Raw genomic sequence first — 16,992 nt, 5'->3', positions numbered from 1 at the left:
CGGACGGGACCTCAGCGTCGTACCGAGACAGCTACGCCAGCAGCGCCGGGATCGTAGCCTCGTGCGCCTCGCGCAGCTCAGTCAGCGGAAGCGTGAACTCGCCCTGGAGTTCCACCGATTCGCCGTCGACGACGCCGATCCGCGTCACCGGCAGGCCCCTCGCGCCGCACATGTCGTTGAAGCGCAGTTCCTCGGAGCGGGGGACGGAGACCACAGCGCGGCCCGCGGACTCCGAGAACAGGAACGTGAACGCGTCCAGGCCATCGGGGACGACCAGGCGCGCGCCGACACCGCCCAACAGGGCCGATTCCACGACCGCTTGGATGAGGCCACCGTCCGACAGGTCGTGCGCGGCGTCGATCATGCCGTCACGGGAAGCCGAGATCAGGATCTCGCCCAGCAGCCGCTCACGCTCCAGGTCGACCTTGGGCGGCAGCCCGCCGAGGTGGTCGTGGACGACCTGGCTCCACGCCGACCCGCTGAACTCCTCACGCGTGTCGCCGAGGAGGTAAAGGAGCTGGCCCTCTTCCTGGAAGGCGACCGGCGTGCGGCGAGCCACGTCGTCGATGACGCCCAACACCGCGACGACCGGCGTCGGATGGATCGCCGCCTCGCCCGTCTGGTTGTACAGGGAGACGTTGCCACCGGTGACCGGCGTCCCCAACTGCTGGCAGGCGTCGGCGAGTCCGCGCACGGCCTCGGCGAACTGCCACATGACAGCGGGGTCTTCGGGCGAACCGAAGTTGAGGCAGTCCGACACAGCGAGCGGCTTCGCACCGGTCGTCGCGACGTTCCGGTACGCCTCCGCCAGCGCCAACTGCGCACCGGCGTAAGGGTCCAGCTTCGCGAAACGCCCGTTGCCGTCCGTGGCGATGGCCACGCCGAGGCCGGTCTCCTCGTCGATGCGGATCATCCCGGAGTCCTCGGGCTGCGCCAGCACCGTGTTGCCCTGCACGAAGTGGTCGTACTGGGAGGTGATCCAGCTCTTGGACGCCTGGTTGGGAGAGGACACCAACTGGAGCACCTGGGCGCGGAGTTCATCACCGGAAGACGGGCGTGACAGCTTCTCCGCGCCGTCCGCCTGAAGCGCGTCCTGCCACGAGGGGCGGGCGTAGGGCCGCTCGTACACCGGCCCGTCGTGCGCGACCGTGCGCGGGTCGACGTCCACGATCTTGCCGCCGTGCCAGAAGATCTCCAGCCGGTCGCCGTCGGTGACCTCACCGATGACGGTGGCGATGACGTCCCACTTCTCGCAGATCGCAAGGAAGCGGTCGACCTTGGCGGGCTCCACGACCGCGCACATGCGTTCCTGCGACTCGCTCATGAGGATTTCCTCGGGCGAGAGCGTGGAGTCACGGAGCGGGACGTCGTCCAGGACGACCCGCATACCGCCGGAGCCGTTGGACGCCAACTCGCTGGTGGCGCAGGAGAGTCCGGCCGCGCCGAGGTCCTGGATGCCGACGACGAGCTTCTCGGCGAACGCTTCGAGCGTGCACTCGATGAGCAGCTTCTCCTGGAAGGGGTCACCGACCTGGACGGCGGGCCGCTTCGAGGGCTTGGCGTCGTCGAACGTCTCGGACGCGAGGATCGACGCCCCGCCGATGCCGTCGCCGCCGGTGCGAGCCCCGTACAGGATGACCTTGTTGCCCGCGCCGGACGCCTTCGCGAGGTGGATGTCCTCGTGCCGCATGACGCCGATGGCACCGGCGTTGACCAGCGGGTTCCCCTGGTAGCAGGCGTCGAAGACGACCTCGCCGCCGATGTTCGGCAGGCCGAGGCAGTTGCCGTACCCGCCGATGCCCGCGACGACACCCGGCAGGACGCGCTTCGTGTCGGGGTGGTCGGCCGCGCCGAACCGCAGCGGGTCGACGACCGCGACCGGGCGCGCGCCCATCGCGATGATGTCGCGGACGATGCCGCCGACACCGGTGGCCGCGCCCTGGTAGGGCTCGACGTACGACGGGTGGTTGTGGGACTCGACCTTGAAGGTGACCGCGTACCCCTGGCCGACGTCGACGACGCCCGCGTTCTCGCCGATGCCCACGAGCAGCGCATCGGACTGGGGGGCCTTCTCGCCGAACTGGCGGAGGTGGACCTTCGACGACTTGTACGAGCAGTGCTCGGACCACATGACGGAGTACATGGCGAGTTCGGCGCCGGTCGGGCGGCGGCCGAGGATCTCGACGACGCGCTCGTACTCGTCCTTCTTCAGGCCGAGTTCGGCCCAGGGCAGCTCGACGTCGGGGGTCGCGGTCGCATGCTCGACCGTGTCCAGAGGCGTGCGGCTCATGCGTTGACCAGCTTCTTGAGGATCGAGGTGAAGAAGGGGAGGCCGTCGGTGCGGCCGGTGCCGACGAGGGGCTCGACCGCGTGTTCGGGGTGCGGCATGAGGCCTACGACGTTGCCGGCCTCGTTCGTGACACCCGCGATGTCGCGCAGCGAGCCGTTCGGGTTCAGGTCCAGGTAGCGGAACACGACCCGGCCCTCGGCCTCCAACTGGTCGAGCGTGTACTCGTCCGCGACGTACCGGCCGTCCATGTTCTTCAGCGGGATGTGGATCTCCTGGCCCTGCGCGTAGTCGCTAGTCCAGGCCGTTTCCGCGTTGTCCACCCGGAGTTTCTGGTCCCGGCAGATGAAGTGCAGGTGGTTGTTACCGAGCATCGCGCCGGGCAGGAGATGCGCCTCGGTGAGGATCTGGAAGCCGTTGCAGATGCCGAGGACCGGCATACCGGACTTCGCCTGCTCGATGACCGTCTCCATCACCGGGGAGAAACGCGAGATCGCGCCGGCCCGGAGATAGTCGCCGTACGAGAAACCGCCGGGAAGGACGACCGCGTCGACCTGGTGGAGATCCTTGTCCTTGTGCCAGAGCGCGACCGGTTCGGCGCCGGCGAGACGGATCGCGCGCTGGGTGTCACGGTCGTCGAGACTGCCGGGGAAAGTGACGACGCCAATACGAGCGGTCACTTGGCCGCCTCCGCGACTTCTTCGACCTTGACCGTGAAGTCCTCGATCACGGTGTTGGCGAGGAAGGATTCCGCGAGATCGTGGATCCGCGCGAGCGCGGCCTCGTCCACGGGGCCGTCAACTTCCAGTTCGAATCGCTTTCCCTGACGGACATCCGCGATCCCGTCGAAACCCAGCCGCGGCAGTGCGCGCTGCACCGCCTGGCCCTGGGGGTCGAGGATCTCCGGCTTGAGCATGACGTCGACTACGACGCGTGCCACGGGCACTCCCGGTGGTGTGGTGCTTGGGTTCCTGCGGCTGTTCCGGCAGGTGGCTTCAGACTACCCGTACGAAATTTCTACGCGGGTAGAGTTGTAGGAAGCTACGTGAGCGCGATCACGATCCGGTATCGGAGAGGGGTGTTCGGGAAAAGTTACGGGAAAGATCTCTGATCGACCCCCGGCAGGTATTGCGTACCTGACACGCGGGGAGATTTAGTCGGCTTCACTTTTTATTACTTGGCGCTGTACCGTACATAAAAATTGGCATTTTCAGCCGAAGGGACCGATATTCGTGGCGCAGAAGGTCGTGGTCACTCTCTTTGACGACATCGACGGCTCGGAAGCGGCGGAAACGATCGCGTTCGGGCTCGACGGAAGGTCGTACGAGATCGACCTGAATGAAGCCAATGCCGAGAAACTGCGTACCGCGCTCGCGCCGTACGTGGAGGCCGGCCGCAAGCGGTCGCGTTCCGGCAAGGCGTACAAGCAGACGGAGGTCGCCCCCGACCCGTCCGCCGTCCGGGCCTGGGCCCTGGCGAACAAGTTCGACGTACCGGCCCGCGGCCGGATCCCCAAGAAGGTGTACGAGGCGTTCGCCGAGGCGCAGTAGCCCGGCCGTCGGCTGCCGCCGGGCCCCTCAGGAGGGCCTGGGGGCAGCCGACTTGCGTTACCCCCCTGCTGATCGGCTAATGTCTGGAGCACGCCGCCGGGCACGGGAGAAAAACCCAGGCCAGGCAGGTTGTGCGGGTGTAGTTCAGTAGCAGAACATCCCCCTTCCAGGGGGAAGGCGCAGTGTGCAATTCCTGTCACCCGCTCTGCATCGTCGTACCGGCCACTGTTGTGGATCAGGTAGGGTGGTGCTTGCGCCGATCGGTGGGAGCCGTTCGGATGCATTGCGGACGTAGCTCAGTTGGTAGAGCGCAACCTTGCCAAGGTTGAGGTCGCGAGTTCGAGCCTCGTCGTCCGCTCAGGGTCAAAGGCCCGGTTCTTCGGAACCGGGCCTTTTTCGTGCCCTGTTCAGGCATCTGACATTTGTCATGCCGGCCGGTGACATCGCGCACTGCTCCCCCCTCTCCCCACGCGGGACGCTGAATGCATGAACGCTCAGGGGACGAAAGAACACGTGATCGAGGCCGAAGGCCTCCGGCGTGTGTACGGGGGCGGGTTCGAGGCGGTCCGTGGAGTGACCTTCCACGTCGACCGGGGCGAGGTCTTCGCGCTGCTCGGCACCAACGGGGCGGGCAAGACCTCCACCGTCGAACTGCTGGAAGGGCTCGCGCAGCCGAGCGGGGGGCGGGTGCGCGTGCTCGGGCACGATCCGTACGCCGAACGGGCCGCCGTCCGGCCCCGGACCGGGGTCATGCTCCAAGAGGGCGGATTTCCCTCGGAGTTGACCGTCGTCGAGACCGCGAAGATGTGGGCCGGGTGCGTCAGCGGGGCCCGACCGATCGGTGAGGCACTGGAGTTGGTGGGGCTCGGGAGTAAACACCGCGTACGGGTCAAGCAGTTGTCCGGCGGGGAGCGGCGGCGGCTCGATCTCGCGCTCGCCCTGCTCGGCCGTCCGGAGGTGCTGTTCCTCGACGAGCCGACGACCGGGCTCGACGCCGAAGGGCGGCGCGACACCTGGGAGTTGGTGCGGGCGCTGCGGGACTCCGGAACGACCGTGCTGCTCACGACGCACTACCTGGAGGAGGCCGAGGGCCTCGCCGACCGGCTCGCGATCATGCACGCCGGGAGCATCGCCGTGTCGGGTACGCCGGCCGAGGTGACCGCCTCGCAGCCGTCCCGGATCTCCTTCGAGCTGCCGTCCGGCTGGTTCGTCGGCGATCTGCCGCCGCTCGGGGAACTCGGGGTGAGCGAGCACGCCGTCGAGGGGAGCGTCGTACGGCTGCGTACGCACGATCTCCAGCGCACGGCGACCGGAGTGCTGGTGTGGGCGCGGGACGCCGGGGTCGAGCTGGGGCGGCTGGACGTGCGGTCGGCCTCGTTGGAGGAGGCGTTCCTCGGGATCGCCTCGGAGCAGAAGGAAGAGGTGGCGGTATGAGCGGGGTCGCGACCACGACGCCGGGCGGGCGGATGAAGGCGCTCGCGCGGGCCGAGTTCACGTTGCTGGGGCGCAGCAGGAGCACGCTCGTGACGGCCGTGCTGGTGCCGCTCATGCTGCCGTTCAGCCTCAAGGCGTTCACCGACGACGAGATGCTGAAGGAGACCGGCCTCGACATCGGGCAGGTGCTGCTGCCGGCTGGGATCGGGTTCTCGCTGCTCTTCGGGGTGTACTCGGTGCTGGCCGGGACCTTCACGGTGCGGCGCGAGGAACTCGTCCTGAAGCGGCTGCGCACCGGGGAGCTGCGGGACGGGGAGATCCTCGTCGGGTCCGCGCTGCCGATGGTCGCGACGGGGATCGTGCAGAGCCTCGTCCTCGTCGCGGGGTGCACGGTCCTGCTCGACATGGACGCACCCTCCGCGCCCCTGCTCGCCGTGCTGGGAGTGGTGCTCGGGATCGCGGTGTGCGCGGCGCTCGCCGCGGTGACCTCCGGGGTGACGAGGTCGGCGGAGAGCGCGCAGGTCACGCCGATGCCGTTCCTGTTCCTCTCGATGATCTGCTCCGGGGTCGCCGTACCGCTGGAGGTGTTCCCCGACCGCGCCGCGTCCGTGATGGAGTTGCTGCCGCTGTCGCCCGCGATCACGCTGATCCGGGGGGCCTGGACCGGGGAGTTGTCCGCGTACGACGCGCTGGGGGCCGTGCTGACGGGGCTGGCCTGGATCGTGCTCGCCGTGTTTGCTGTGAAGCGGTGGTTCAAGTGGGAACCGCGGCGCTGAGGAACGGGACGTCATGCGGGGCTGGTGGGGGCGGAAGAGTACGCCGGAGAAGTTCGACACGTACACGCGGTGGTCGTTCGGGTCGTTCGGGCTGATCGAGGTGGGGGCGGTCGTGCCGTCGCTCGGGCCGCTGGGGCCGGGGTTCGGCGGGGTGGTGGTGACGCTGGTCGTGCTGCACGGGGCGGCCATGGTGGTGGTCGTCTCGCGGGCCATGGACTGGCATCGCGGGACCCGCGACCAGCCCGTACGGCTGCTGTACGGGTTCGGCGCACTCACCGCCGGCATCGGCCTCACGGCCCTCGCGATCGGCGAGTACGGCCCTGACGGCGGCAGAGTCGACAACGTCACCGGCGGCATCTACGGCATCATCATGGTCTTCGGTCCCGGCGTCCTCTGCTTCGGCCTGCGGGAACGCCGCCGGATGTACGCGGTCGTCGGCGGCTTCAGCGTCGGTACGGTGCCGGCGATGCTCGCGTTCGGCCAGCCCTGGCCCGCCGCGCTGGTCGTCGCCGTGGTCGTGCTCCTGTCCTCCTCCCTCTGCGCCGTCATCGGCGTCTTCTCCATCTGGATCACCAACGCCGTGTACGAACTCGACGACGCCCGCGAGGCACAGGCCCGGCTCGCCGTCGCCGAGGAACGCCTCCGGTTCGGGCGTGACCTCCACGACGTCATGGGCCGCAACCTCGCCGTCATCGCCCTCAAGAGCGAACTCGCCGTCCAACTCGCCCGGCGCGGGCGGGCGGAGGCCGTCGAGCAGATGGTCGAGGTGCAGCGGATCGCTCAGGAGTCGCAGCGCGAGGTGCGGGAAGTCGTACGGGGGTATCGCGAGGTCGACCTCGGGGTCGAACTCCTCGGTGCGCGGGGGGTGTTGAGCGCCGCCGGGATCTCTTGCGAGGTGCGTGGGGAGGTCGGGGAGCTGGCCGGGGAGGTGCAGTCCGTGCTGGGGTGGGTCGTGCGGGAGGCCACCACTAACGTGCTGCGGCACGGGGACGCTCAGCGGTGTTCCGTACGGCTCGTCGTGAGCGGTGAGCAGGTTGTGCTGACCGTCGAGAACGACGGGGCCTCTGACGGCGTCGGCGAGGGTGGGTCCGGGCTCGCCGGGCTCCGGGAGCGGCTCGCGTCCGTCGAGGGGACGCTGGAGGCCGGGCTCGTGAAGAGTGGGGTGTTTCGCTTGGTGGCTACCGTGCCGGTTTCTGTGAATGAGGTCACGTCATGACTGTGCGGGTGCTGCTCGCGGACGACGAGCATCTGATCCGGGGGGCGCTCGCCGCGCTGCTCTCCCTTGAGGACGACCTCGTCATCGTCGCCGAGGCCGCGAGTGGGCCGGAGGCGTTCGCCATGGCTCGGGCCCATGAGCCCGACGTCGCCGTGCTCGATCTTCAGATGCCGGGGGCGGACGGTGTGAAGGTCGCCACATCTCTCCGTACGGAGTTGCCGTCCTGCCGGGTGCTGATCGTGACCAGTCACGGGCGGCCGGGGCATCTCAAGCGGGCGCTTGCTGCGGGGGTGCGGGGGTTTGTGCCCAAGACCGTCAGTGCGCAGCGGCTTGCCGAGATTATTCGGACCGTGCATGCGGGGAATCGGTACGTGGACCCGGAGTTGGCCGCCGATGCGATCTCCTCCGGGGATTCGCCGTTGACCTCTCGAGAGGCGGAAGTGTTGGAGCTGGCCGCCGATGGGGCTCCTGTTGCCGAGATCGCTGAGCGGGCCTCTCTGTCCCAGGGGACCGTGCGGAACTATCTGTCTTCCGCCGTGTCCAAGTTGGGGGTGGAGAATCGGCATGCTGCTGTGCGGATCGCTCGGGAGCGGGGGTGGGTATAGTTGGGGGGCGCGCTTCGGTGTGTGTGCGGACGTAGCTCAGTTGGTAGAGCGCAACCTTGCCAAGGTTGAGGTCGCGAGTTCGAGCCTCGTCGTCCGCTTCAGTTGAAACCCCGGCCCGGTTTTGGGTCGGGGTTTCTGCGTTGTGTTTCGGGTGCGGGTCGGTGGGGGCTGGTCGCGCAGTTCCCCGCGCCCCTAAAGAACGAGCACTGGCCCGGCATGCAAAAGCTCCCCCGGGTTCCCTTGCGTCCCGGGGGAGCTTCTCTTGCCGTCTATGACCAGGTCTGGCCCGTCAAGCGTTCGTACGCCTCTACGTACTTCGACCTCGTTGCCTCGATGATCTCGGGCGGGAGGGGAGGTGGGGGCTGGGTGCCGTTCTTGTTCCAGGACGCTTCCGGGGACGTCAGCCAGTCTCGTACGAATTGTTTGTCGTACGGGTGTTGGGGGCGGCCTGGGTGCCAGTCTGCGGCCGGCCAGAAGCGGGAGGAGTCTGGGGTTAGGACCTCGTCCGCGATCAGTAGGGTGCCGTTCTTGTCGTGGCCGAACTCGAACTTTGTGTCCGCCAGGATGATGCCTCGGGCTCTGGCGATGTCTCGGGCTCGGCTGTAGACCGACAGCGTTGCCTGGCGGAGTTCGGCCGCTGTGTCCGCGCCTACCTCGCGGGCCACCTCCTCGTACGAGACGTTCTCGTCGTGGTCGCCCACCGCCGCCTTCGTCGCCGGGGTGAAGATCGGGGCCGGGAGTTCGCTGCCGTCGACCAGGCCCTCGGGGAGGGCCAGGCCGCAGACCGTGCGGGTCGCGTTGTACTCAACCAGGCCGGAGCCCGTGAGGTAGCCGCGGGCCACGCACTCGACCGGGAGCATCGTGAGGGACTTGCAGATCAGGGTGCGGCCCTGCCAGTCCGCGGGGGCGCCCTCGGGGACGTCCGTGCTGATCACGTGGTTGGGGACCAGGTCGGCGAGCTGGTCGAACCACCACAGCGAGAGCCGCGTGAGGACGCGGCCCTTGTCGGGGATCTCGCTGGGCAGGACCCAGTCGTACGCCGAGAGGCGGTCGCTGGCGACCATCACGAGGTCGCCCGCCTCGTTCTGGTACAGCTCACGCACCTTTCCGGTGTGCAGGTGGACCAGGCCCGGCACCTCGACGGGTTCGGGCTTTACTACGAATCCGGGCACGGTTCCTCCCCGTGGATCTGTACAGGTGCGTCGATTCTCCCGTATACGGTCCCCGGCCCGGTCGGCGGGTCAGTCCCGCTTGCAGATCCGGTCCAGGAGGTTCGCCGTCGCCCGCTGGATACGGGCGTCCACGTGGCCGGGGCGGTCCAGCGCCGGGGACCAGGCGAAGGTGCCCGAAGCGAAGACCAGGGCGCCGGAGGGGGCGCGGTACAGGGACGTCTCCTGGTGGCGCCGGATGCCGCCGGTTTCGTACGGGGAGTGCGCCAGCAGGACCCGTTCCTCGTGCTCCGGGAGCGCCGTACGCGGGAAGTAGCGGTCCGCCTCGCCCGCGACCAGGTGCTCGATCTCGTCGCCCTCGTGCGCGCCCGTCGCCTCCCACAGCCAGTGGTGGGCATTGCGGACGATCATCGGGCGGGGGGTGGGGACGCGGCCCGCGTACTGGATGCCGAGGAGCTGTTGCTCCGGGCGGTCGATCTCCCGCCACAGCAGCGACTTGCCGGGGCCCTTTCTCTTCCTGCACGTCAGGAGGCGGGCGGGGGCGCCCGAGGGGGACGGGCCCAGTTCCACCTGCCAGTACATGGTGTTCGCGGAGAGGAAGACGAGGGAGGTGCCGGCGTCCCTTGCCAGTTCCGTCGTACGGCGCATGTTCGCCGTCCAGTACTCGTCGTGGCCCGGGAAGATCAGGCCCCGGTAGCGGGTGGGGTCCACTCGTCCCGCGTGCAGGTCCCTCGCGTCGGCGTATGCCAGGTCGTAGCCGTAGCGCTCCGCCCAGCGGATGACGTCGTACGCGTGGCCTACGTGCAGGGGTAAGCCTGCGCCTGCGTACGGGCGGTCGAACGAGACCGTCGTCGCGGCGTCCGCCTCGCCCAGGAGGCGGCCCTTGTCGTCCCACGCGTGGTACAGGCTCGCGCCTGTGCTGCCGTCCTCCGGGTACAGGTTGTACGCCTGCCAGGTGATGTCCGGGAGCAGGAGGAGGAGGTCTGCGGGGCGGTTGTCCCTCACCGTGAAGGGGATGTGGGAGCGGTAGCCGTCCAGTGTTGTGAGGACCGCTACGTATGCCCCTACGTTCCAGTGGGTCGGGATCTGTAGGCGCCAGCTGAGCCACCAGTGGTGGCAGGAGACTGTGCGGTCCGCTGTCAGGGGTGGGGGTTGGACGATGCCTGAGAGGCGGGGGCTTGTGGTGATTTTTGCTGCGCCCTCGCCGTTGTAGTGGCCGATTCTGTAGACGTCCACGGTGAATTGTTGGGGAGGGTCGACCGTGATGTGGAAGTCGAGGGCCTCGCCCGGGGTTACCGCGCTGGGGGATGTGAAGCCCTTGATCTGGCGGTGTACGTCGTCTGCCGAGCGGGGGGCGCCGGTGGGGAACGTCTTGTCTCTCGGTGGGGGGACTCGGGGGGTGTGGGGGTCTGCATACCAGGGGATGATGCGGCCGTCTTCGAAGTAGGTCTCGCTGCCTCGTAGCCAGGGGAGGGGGCCCAGGGCGAAGGGGTCGGAGACGGCGTGGGCCAGGGCGCCGGATTGCCAGCGGGGGGTTGGGGTGCCGGGTGGGGGGGGTTCCGGGAGTTCGTCGGGTGCGGGTTCGTCGTGGCTTGTCGCGCAGTTCCCCGCGCCCCTTAGGTGCGTGGGTGGTTGCGGTGCTTGTTCGGGTGCGGGTTCGTTGTGGTTGCTCGCGCCCCGCGGCGGAGCCGCAAATTGATGCAGCCCCGCGCCCCTAAAGACCCTGGGTGGTTCCGGTGGTTCTTCGGGTGCTCTGCCCATCGTTGCTCCCCTCCCGCCTGCCCCCGTTGTCATGCTGTGCGTTTGGCCTATGTCGCTGGACCTTGCCTCCAGGGGCGATCTGTTCCAGCACATCACATAACGCGCTTAGTTAGTCACTATTCGTTGCTAATTGGTTTGAAGAGGAATCCACAGCTCCGGAACGGGTGGGGTGTGGTTCAGACCAGGCGGAGGGGTTTTTCCGGGCGTATGCCGAGTTCGACCAGCCAGACTCGGAGGGGGTCCGGGTCGCCGTCCTCCACCAGGCTCAGGACCCGGGGGGTCAGGTCGGGGGCTCGTTCGCCTGCGATCAGGAGGACCGGGCCGTCCAGCCAGTCCAGGCCCGGCGTCGCGCCCGCCGTGTCCATCGCCGCGCAGCAGACCATCGCGGTGACGTGGTCTGCCAGCAACTCCCGCTCCGTGCGCGGGGGTTGGAGGGGGAAGAGGGGGAGCGCCGCGTCGTCCCAGAGGGCCGTGTCGGGGCCGGGGGTGGCGTCGGGTGCGGGGCGGGGGGCGGCGGCTTCGTCGCGGGCCAGCTCTGCGCTGAGGCGGGCGGCCAGGGCGGAGGTACGGGGGGAGAGGGCGGGGGGGTCTTCGGGGTAGAGGTCGGATTCGTCGAGGTAGGGGAGGTCGTCGTCGGTGTGGAGGGCGGGGGTGTGGGAGGCGGGGGTGTGGGAGGCGGGGGTGTCCGGGTCGACCTCCGGCGCCAGTTCCAGCTCCGCCCCCAGCTTCAACTCCCTCTCCGACTCCGACTCCGGCCTCGGCTTCAACTCCCCCTCCGACTCCGGCTCCAGCCTCGACTCCAGCCTCTGCTCCGACTCCGACTCCGGCCCCGGCTTCAACTCCCCCTCCGACTCCGACTCCGGCCTCGGCTCCGACTCCAGCTCACTCTCCGGCTCCAGCTCACTCTCCGGGGCAGCCCTACGAGAGGGCTGGTCGGCGTCCGTTTCTTGCGCGTCAGCGCCTCGCTCACCCACCCCCACCTCGCCCTCCGTCAAATGCTCCAGCACCCGCGCCAACGTCGGCGCCTGCGCCCCCGGCGTCCGTCGTACCCCCATCGCGTCCAGCGTGCGGTGCAACCGGGCCGCGTCCGTGCGCCACTTTCGGTCCACCACCTCGTCCGGGTAGTCCTGCCAGCTCACCGGGGACCAGTCGGGGCCCGCCTCCGTGGGGCCGCCGTGGAAGAGGCGGGCGGCGAGGAGGGACGTGGCCTCGTCGATCGTGCCGGGTTCTTCGAGGAGGTCGCAGGCGGGGCGTTCGCCGAGGCGGGAGGTGAAGCCTTCGGCGAGGCGGTCCCGGCGGGAGAGTTCTGTCAGGGCGGCCACCACGCCCGCGTCCAGGCGGGACGGCCAGCGGCCCATGCGCCACGCGGGGAGCGCGACCCGCGTCAGCAGGCGGTCCCAGCCCGCGTACGCGAGGCCGACCTGTTCCTGCGCGACGATCCGCAGCCCGTAGTCGACGGCCTGCGCGCGCTCGGCGGCGGCTGCGGCGACGCCCCGTTCCATCTCCGCCGCGTGCACCCGGCAGCCGCGCAGCAGGAGCCGTACGACGTACCCGACGCCCGCGAACAACACGCGCGGGGAGCGGCTCGCGGTCACCGCGACCGCCGCGTCCAGCCCGCGCACGAAGCGGCGGGCGGCGGCTATGTCGGGGTGCGCGGAGGGGCCCGTACCGGCGACGACCGGCGCGAGGACCGCGCGGAGTTCGCCGACGCGCATCCACCACAGGAAGGGGGAGCCGATGACGAGGACCGGCGCCACGGCCGTACGCCGGTGGGAGGCGCCGGGGTCGGCGACCTCGTCGCGCCGGACGGGCTGGAGTGTGCCGTGCGCGCGGTGCGTGCGGTCCTCCAGCCAGCTGTCGCAGTCCGGCGTCAGGGCTATCGCGGAGGGCGCGGGGACGTCGAGCCGGTCGGCGAGGTCGCGGACCAGGCGGTAGAGGTCGGGCGCGGCGGACTCGGGGATCGGGACCGTCGGGCTGAGCGCCGGGCGGGCGCGGGCGACGAGGAGCGCGATCCCGGCGGCGGCCAGGAGGACGACGACGGCGACGACCGAGACGAGTCGGCGGGCCAGGTCCCAGCCGGGGCCGACCAGGTGCCCCGTACCTCCCCCGGCCAGCAGGATCACCGCCGCAGCCGCCGGCAGCAGGGCCACGCCCAGCGCGCGCCCGCGCATCCGCAGGACCGCGAGGGCCCGGGCACGCGCGGCCCGCACACCCGCCTCCACACCGACCGAACCGCCGCTCATGCCCGCATCACTCCCCCTCCCGGCTCGCTCGCTTCCGCCTGCCTCTGCTCACTCCCCCACTGTGGCACCCACCACTGACATCGCAATGCCGGTGGGCCAAGTGCCGGAACCTCGGCAGGCGCCTGAACACATGGCCCGCACCCTAGTTGGGGCGGGCACCCCCGTCAGCCGGATGGACCGACGGTCACTCGATGGAATGGCTTTGGGGAGAGGTGGCTGACGTGATCACGAGGTCGGCTGACGGATTCCCGGGGGCGCGGACAGCGACAGGGCCCCGTATCCACAGACGGATACGGGGCCCTTCGGGTTCAGTCGGTGCTCAGGACTGGGCCGCCGCCTTCGCCGCGATGTCCGTGCGGTGCTGGGAGCCGTCCAGGGTGATGCGGGCGATCGCCCGGTACGCGCGGTCGCGGGCGCCAGTGAGGGTGTCGCCGGTGGCGGTGACGGAGAGGACCCGGCCGCCGGCGCTGAGGATGTCGGTGCCTTCACGCCGGGTGCCCGCGTGAAGGACGTACGCGTGCGGGGCGTCCTCGGCGGTGACCTCTTCGAGGCCAGTGATCGGGTCGCCCGTGCGGGGGGTGCCGGGGTAGTTGTGGGAGGCGATCACCACCGTGACCGCCGCGTCCTCGCTCCAGCGCAGGGCGGGCAGGTCGGCGAGGGTGCCGTTCGCGGCGGCGAGCAGGACGCCGGCCAGCGGGGTCTTCAGGCGGGCCAGGACGACCTGGGTCTCCGGGTCGCCGAAACGGGCGTTGAACTCGATGACCCGTACGCCCCTGCTGGTGATCGCGAGGCCCGCGTACAGGAGGCCCGAGAAGGGGGTGCCGCGGCGGCGCAGCTCGTCCACCGTCGGCTGGAGGACGGTGTCGAGGACCTCTTGGACGAGTTTCGGGTCCGCCCACGGCAGCGGGGAGTACGCGCCCATGCCGCCCGTGTTCGGACCCTCGTCGCCGTCCAGGGCGCGCTTGAAGTCCTGCGCGGGCTGGAGGGGGACGACCGTCTCGCCGTCCGTGATCGCGAAGAGGGAGACCTCCGGGCCGTCCAGGAACTCCTCGATCACGACGCGGTCGCAGGCCGCCGCGTGCTCCTTCGCCTCGTCCAGGTCGCTGGTGACGACGACGCCCTTGCCCGCCGCGAGGCCGTCGTCCTTCACGACGTACGGAGCGCCGAACGCGTCCAGCGCCCGGGCGGCCTCCTCCGGGGTCGTGCACACGTAGGAGCGTGCCGTCGGGACGCCCGCGCCCGCCATGATCTCCTTCGCAAACGCCTTCGAGCCCTCCAGCTGGGCCGCCTCCTTCGAGGGGCCGAACACGGGGATGCCGGCGGCGCGTACGGCGTCGGCGACGCCGGCGACGAGGGGGGCCTCGGGGCCTACGACGACCAAGTGCGCGTCCAGCTTCTTCGCCAGCGCCGTCACCGCGTCGCCGTCCAGGGGGTCGACCTGGTGCAGCTCGGCCACCTCCGCGATGCCGGCGTTGCCGGGGGCGCAGGCCAGGTGCGTGACGGCGGGGTCGAGGGACAGGGAGCGGCACAGGGCGTGTTCGCGGGCGCCGGTGCCGATGACTAGGACGTTCACGGGGTCAGCGTAACCGCTGAACGCCGGGGGCCGATGGGGCTGTGCGTTCCTCCAAGGCCCCCGGCATTGGGGTGACGGTCCCCCCTACTCGTTCGTGATCTCCTCCACCACCGTCGCTCCCAGTTCCCGCACGATCAGTTCGTGGCCCGACAGGGCCGACTCGTTCAGGTCCGGGTCGTCGTCCTCCGGGACGTCGTCCTCGGGAGCCACTACCTCGTGGACCGGGGGCTGGGGCGTGGGTGCCGGGGGTTGGGGAGCCGACGGGGGTTGGTGCTCCGGCGGCGGGGGCGGGGCCTGGTAGGTCTGCTGGGGGGCCGGGGGCTGGTACGCCGGTGCGGGCTGAGCCGCGTAGACCTGCGAGGGCGCGCCGGCGCCTCCGCTCGTGTCCACCACCGCGTCGATCTTCCACTGCACGTTGAACTGTTCCGCCAGCGCCTGCTTCAGCGCCTCCTCGCTGCCGCTGCTCGCGAACTTGTCGCGCGCGCCCGCGTTGACGAAGCCGAGTTGCAGGGTCGTGCCGTCGAAGCCCGCGACCTGGGCGTTCTGGCTGAGGAGGATCCAGGCGAAGCGGCGGCGGTTCTTGACGGCTTCGAGGATGTTGGGCCAGAGCATGCGGGGGTCCATGCCGCCGGTCGGGGGGGTGTAGCCGGGGCCGCTCTGTGCGCCGGGGGGTGCCGCTGCCGGAGTGTGCGCGGGGGCCGGTGCCTGCGTGGGGCGGGCTGCGCTGCCGGGGTTCGCGGCCGTGGGCCAGCCGCCGGGTTTGCGGCCCGCGCCGGTGGGGGCGGGGGTGGGCCAGGCGCCGGGGGGGGCTTGCTCGGGGGGTGCGGTGGTGGGGGGTTCGGCGGGTGGGGCGTACGGGGCTGGGGGCTGGGGTTGCGCGGGGGCGGCGTACCCGGCGGGGGCCTGCGCGGCAGCGGCGGGAGCGGCCGGAGGCTGGGGCTGCGCGGCGGGGGCCTGGGCCGGAGGGGCGTACGCGGCCGGGGGCTGGGGTTGCGCAGGTGCGGCGTACGCGGGCTGCGTCTGTTGCGGCGTACCCGTCGGCGCTCCTCCCCGTACCGCCGCCCTTGCCGCAGCCACGCCGCCCCCCGGCGCGACCGGCATGTGCGCGTCGGACGTCGGCTCGTAGCCGGTCGGGATTCCCGCGGGCGGCGCGCCCGTCACGAAGCTTGTGCCGCGTTCGATGCGGTCCAGGCGGGCCAGGAGGGAGCGTTCGTCGCTGTACGCGGCGGGGAGGAGTACGCGCGCGCAGATCAGTTCCAGCTGGAGGCGCGGGGACGTCGCGCCGCGCATCTCCGTCAAGCCCTCGTTGACCAGGTCGGCCGCGCGGCTGAGCTCGGCCGCGCCGAAGACGCCGGCCTGGGCCTGCATGCGTTCGACGACGTCGGCGGGGGCGTCGATGAGGCCCTTCTCCGCCGCGTCCGGCACGGCCGCGAGGATGACGAGGTCGCGCAGGCGCTCCAGGAGGTCGGCGACGAAGCGGCGCGGGTCGTTGCCGCCCTCGATGACGTGGTCGACGACCTCGAAGGCCGCCGCGCCGTCGCCCGTGGCGAAGGACTCGACGACCGAGTCGAGCAGCGAGCCGTCCGTGTACCCCAGGAGGGACGTCGCCATGCCGTACGTCACGCCCTCGGCCGTCGCGCCCGCGAGGAGCTGGTCCATGACGGACATCGAGTCACGTACGGAGCCCGCGCCCGCGCGCACGACGAGCGGCAGGACGCCGTCCTCGACCGGGATGTCCTCCTGCCTGCACACCTGCCCGAGGTAGTCGCGCAGCGTGCTCGGCGGGACGAGGCGGAAGGGGTAGTGGTGCGTGCGCGAGCGGATCGTGCCGATGACCTTCTCGGGCTCCGTCGTCGCGAAGATGAACTTGAGGTGCTCCGGGGGCTCCTCGACGACCTTCAGCAGCGCGTTGAACCCCGCCGACGTGACCATGTGGGCCTCGTCGATGATGTAGATCTTGTAGCGGCTGCGCGCGGGGCCGAAGAACGCCTTCTCGCGCAGGTCACGGGCGTCGTCCACGCCTCCGTGCGACGCGGCGTCGATCTCGATGACGTCGATCGAGCCCGGGCCGTTGCGCGCGAGGTCCTTGCACGACTCGCACTCCCCGCACGGGGTCGGCGTCGGCCCCTCCTCGCAGTTCAGGCACCGCGCCAGGATCCGCGCGCTCGTCGTCTTCCCGCAGCCGCGGGGACCACTGAACAGGTACGCGTGATTGACCCGGTTGTTGCGCAGCGCCTGCTGCAACGGATCTGTCACATGCTCCTGCCCGATGACCTCGGCGAACGACTCCGGGCGATAACGGCGGTACAGCGCGAGAGACGACACGCCTACGAGGTTATAGGCGCCCACTGACAAACCGGGCCGCGTGGTGGGGACGA

General features: G+C 70.3%; 13 protein-coding genes and 3 tRNA genes. 8 read left to right on the top strand and 8 right to left on the bottom strand.

Annotated features, from left to right (window positions below):
• Positions 1 to 31: 31 nt before the first annotated feature.
• Genes purL through purS form a run of 3 tightly spaced genes read right to left on the bottom strand, consistent with a single transcriptional unit; the run spans position 32 to position 3,227 of the window.
• Entirely contained in the window at positions 32 to 2,290 is a 2,259-nt protein-coding gene (gene purL, locus J8M50_RS04230; RefSeq protein WP_010352100.1) for a phosphoribosylformylglycinamidine synthase subunit PurL, read from the bottom strand.
• Positions 2,287 to 2,967, bottom strand: a complete 681-nt coding sequence (purQ, locus tag J8M50_RS04225; protein WP_010352101.1) for a phosphoribosylformylglycinamidine synthase subunit PurQ — start codon at positions 2,965 to 2,967, stop codon at positions 2,287 to 2,289. Before purQ ends, purL begins: the two co-directional genes overlap by 4 nt.
• On the bottom strand, positions 2,964 to 3,227 hold the full coding sequence (purS, locus tag J8M50_RS04220) for a phosphoribosylformylglycinamidine synthase subunit PurS (protein ID WP_010352102.1): 264 nt from the start codon (positions 3,225 to 3,227) through the stop codon (positions 2,964 to 2,966). The genes purQ and purS overlap by 4 nt, the downstream gene beginning before the upstream one ends.
• 292 nt (positions 3,228 to 3,519) lie before the next feature.
• Between purS and J8M50_RS04215 the strand changes: the two genes are divergently transcribed.
• The 8 genes from J8M50_RS04215 (at position 3,520) to J8M50_RS04180 (ending at position 7,966) form a co-directional block, all read left to right on the top strand.
• Positions 3,520 to 3,837: a histone-like nucleoid-structuring protein Lsr2 gene (locus J8M50_RS04215; protein ID WP_010352103.1), complete on the top strand. Its 318-nt coding sequence runs from the start codon at positions 3,520 to 3,522 to the stop codon at positions 3,835 to 3,837.
• Positions 3,838 to 3,970: 133 nt separating this feature from the next.
• A tRNA-Gly gene (locus J8M50_RS04210) sits at positions 3,971 to 4,042 on the top strand.
• An 80-nt stretch (positions 4,043 to 4,122) separates the two neighbouring features.
• A tRNA-Gly gene (locus J8M50_RS04205) sits at positions 4,123 to 4,195 on the top strand.
• Positions 4,196 to 4,323: 128 nt separating this feature from the next.
• The gene (locus J8M50_RS04200; protein WP_029183630.1) at positions 4,324 to 5,271 is read left to right on the top strand and encodes an ABC transporter ATP-binding protein; all 948 of its coding nucleotides are present in this window, start codon (positions 4,324 to 4,326) and stop codon (positions 5,269 to 5,271) included.
• A complete protein-coding gene (locus tag J8M50_RS04195; RefSeq protein WP_075661461.1) occupies positions 5,268 to 6,047 on the top strand; it encodes an ABC transporter permease in 780 nt (259 codons plus the stop codon). Before J8M50_RS04200 ends, J8M50_RS04195 begins: the two co-directional genes overlap by 4 nt.
• Before the next feature lie 13 nt (positions 6,048 to 6,060).
• A complete protein-coding gene (locus J8M50_RS04190) occupies positions 6,061 to 7,263 on the top strand; it encodes a sensor histidine kinase (RefSeq protein ID WP_010352682.1) in 1,203 nt (400 codons plus the stop codon).
• The gene (locus tag J8M50_RS04185) at positions 7,260 to 7,868 is read left to right on the top strand and encodes a response regulator transcription factor (RefSeq protein ID WP_010352683.1); all 609 of its coding nucleotides are present in this window, start codon (positions 7,260 to 7,262) and stop codon (positions 7,866 to 7,868) included. The genes J8M50_RS04190 and J8M50_RS04185 overlap by 4 nt, the downstream gene beginning before the upstream one ends.
• A gap of 25 nt (positions 7,869 to 7,893) precedes the next feature.
• Positions 7,894 to 7,966, top strand: a tRNA-Gly gene (locus J8M50_RS04180).
• A gap of 171 nt (positions 7,967 to 8,137) precedes the next feature.
• On the opposite strand, the gene J8M50_RS04175 is transcribed toward J8M50_RS04180, so the two are convergent.
• From J8M50_RS04175 to J8M50_RS04155, 5 genes are all read right to left on the bottom strand, one after another.
• On the bottom strand, positions 8,138 to 9,040 hold the full coding sequence (locus J8M50_RS04175; protein WP_010352684.1) for a phosphoribosylaminoimidazolesuccinocarboxamide synthase: 903 nt from the start codon (positions 9,038 to 9,040) through the stop codon (positions 8,138 to 8,140).
• Positions 9,041 to 9,109: 69 nt separating this feature from the next.
• Positions 9,110 to 10,549 (bottom strand): N,N-dimethylformamidase beta subunit family domain-containing protein, encoded by a 1,440-nt coding sequence (locus tag J8M50_RS04170; protein ID WP_029183709.1) that lies wholly within the window; start codon positions 10,547 to 10,549, stop codon positions 9,110 to 9,112.
• A 425-nt stretch (positions 10,550 to 10,974) separates the two neighbouring features.
• The gene (locus J8M50_RS04165) at positions 10,975 to 13,041 is read right to left on the bottom strand and encodes a M48 family metalloprotease (protein WP_010352686.1); all 2,067 of its coding nucleotides are present in this window, start codon (positions 13,039 to 13,041) and stop codon (positions 10,975 to 10,977) included.
• Positions 13,042 to 13,360: 319 nt separating this feature from the next.
• Positions 13,361 to 14,614 carry a phosphoribosylamine--glycine ligase gene (gene purD / locus J8M50_RS04160; RefSeq protein ID WP_010352687.1) on the bottom strand — a complete coding sequence of 418 codons (1,254 nt, stop codon included), beginning with the start codon at positions 14,612 to 14,614 and terminating at the stop codon, positions 13,361 to 13,363.
• Between the two features lie 84 nt (positions 14,615 to 14,698).
• The gene (locus J8M50_RS04155) at positions 14,699 to 16,939 is read right to left on the bottom strand and encodes a DNA polymerase III subunit gamma and tau (protein WP_223786160.1); all 2,241 of its coding nucleotides are present in this window, start codon (positions 16,937 to 16,939) and stop codon (positions 14,699 to 14,701) included.
• Positions 16,940 to 16,992 lie beyond the last annotated feature (53 nt).

Origin of the sequence: Streptomyces acidiscabies, assembly GCF_020010905.1 — a bacterium.
In the GTDB taxonomy this organism is placed as follows: domain Bacteria; phylum Actinomycetota; class Actinomycetes; order Streptomycetales; family Streptomycetaceae; genus Streptomyces; species Streptomyces acidiscabies.
The sequence above is the reverse complement of the archived record's forward strand: the minus strand, read 5'-3'. Positions and strand labels throughout refer to the sequence as shown.

Coding starts and splice junctions, on each gene's coding strand:
- J8M50_RS04185 (WP_010352683.1), top strand. CDS start 7,260: ATGACTGTGCGGGTGCTGCTCGCGGACGACGAGCATCTGATCCGGGGG.
- J8M50_RS04190 (WP_010352682.1), top strand. CDS start 6,061: ATGCGGGGCTGGTGGGGGCGGAAGAGTACGCCGGAGAAGTTCGACACG.
- purL (WP_010352100.1), bottom strand. CDS start 2,290: ATGAGCCGCACGCCTCTGGACACGGTCGAGCATGCGACCGCGACCCCC.
- J8M50_RS04195 (WP_075661461.1), top strand. CDS start 5,268: ATGAGCGGGGTCGCGACCACGACGCCGGGCGGGCGGATGAAGGCGCTC.
- J8M50_RS04200 (WP_029183630.1), top strand. CDS start 4,324: ATGAACGCTCAGGGGACGAAAGAACACGTGATCGAGGCCGAAGGCCTC.
- J8M50_RS04165 (WP_010352686.1), bottom strand. CDS start 13,041: ATGAGCGGCGGTTCGGTCGGTGTGGAGGCGGGTGTGCGGGCCGCGCGT.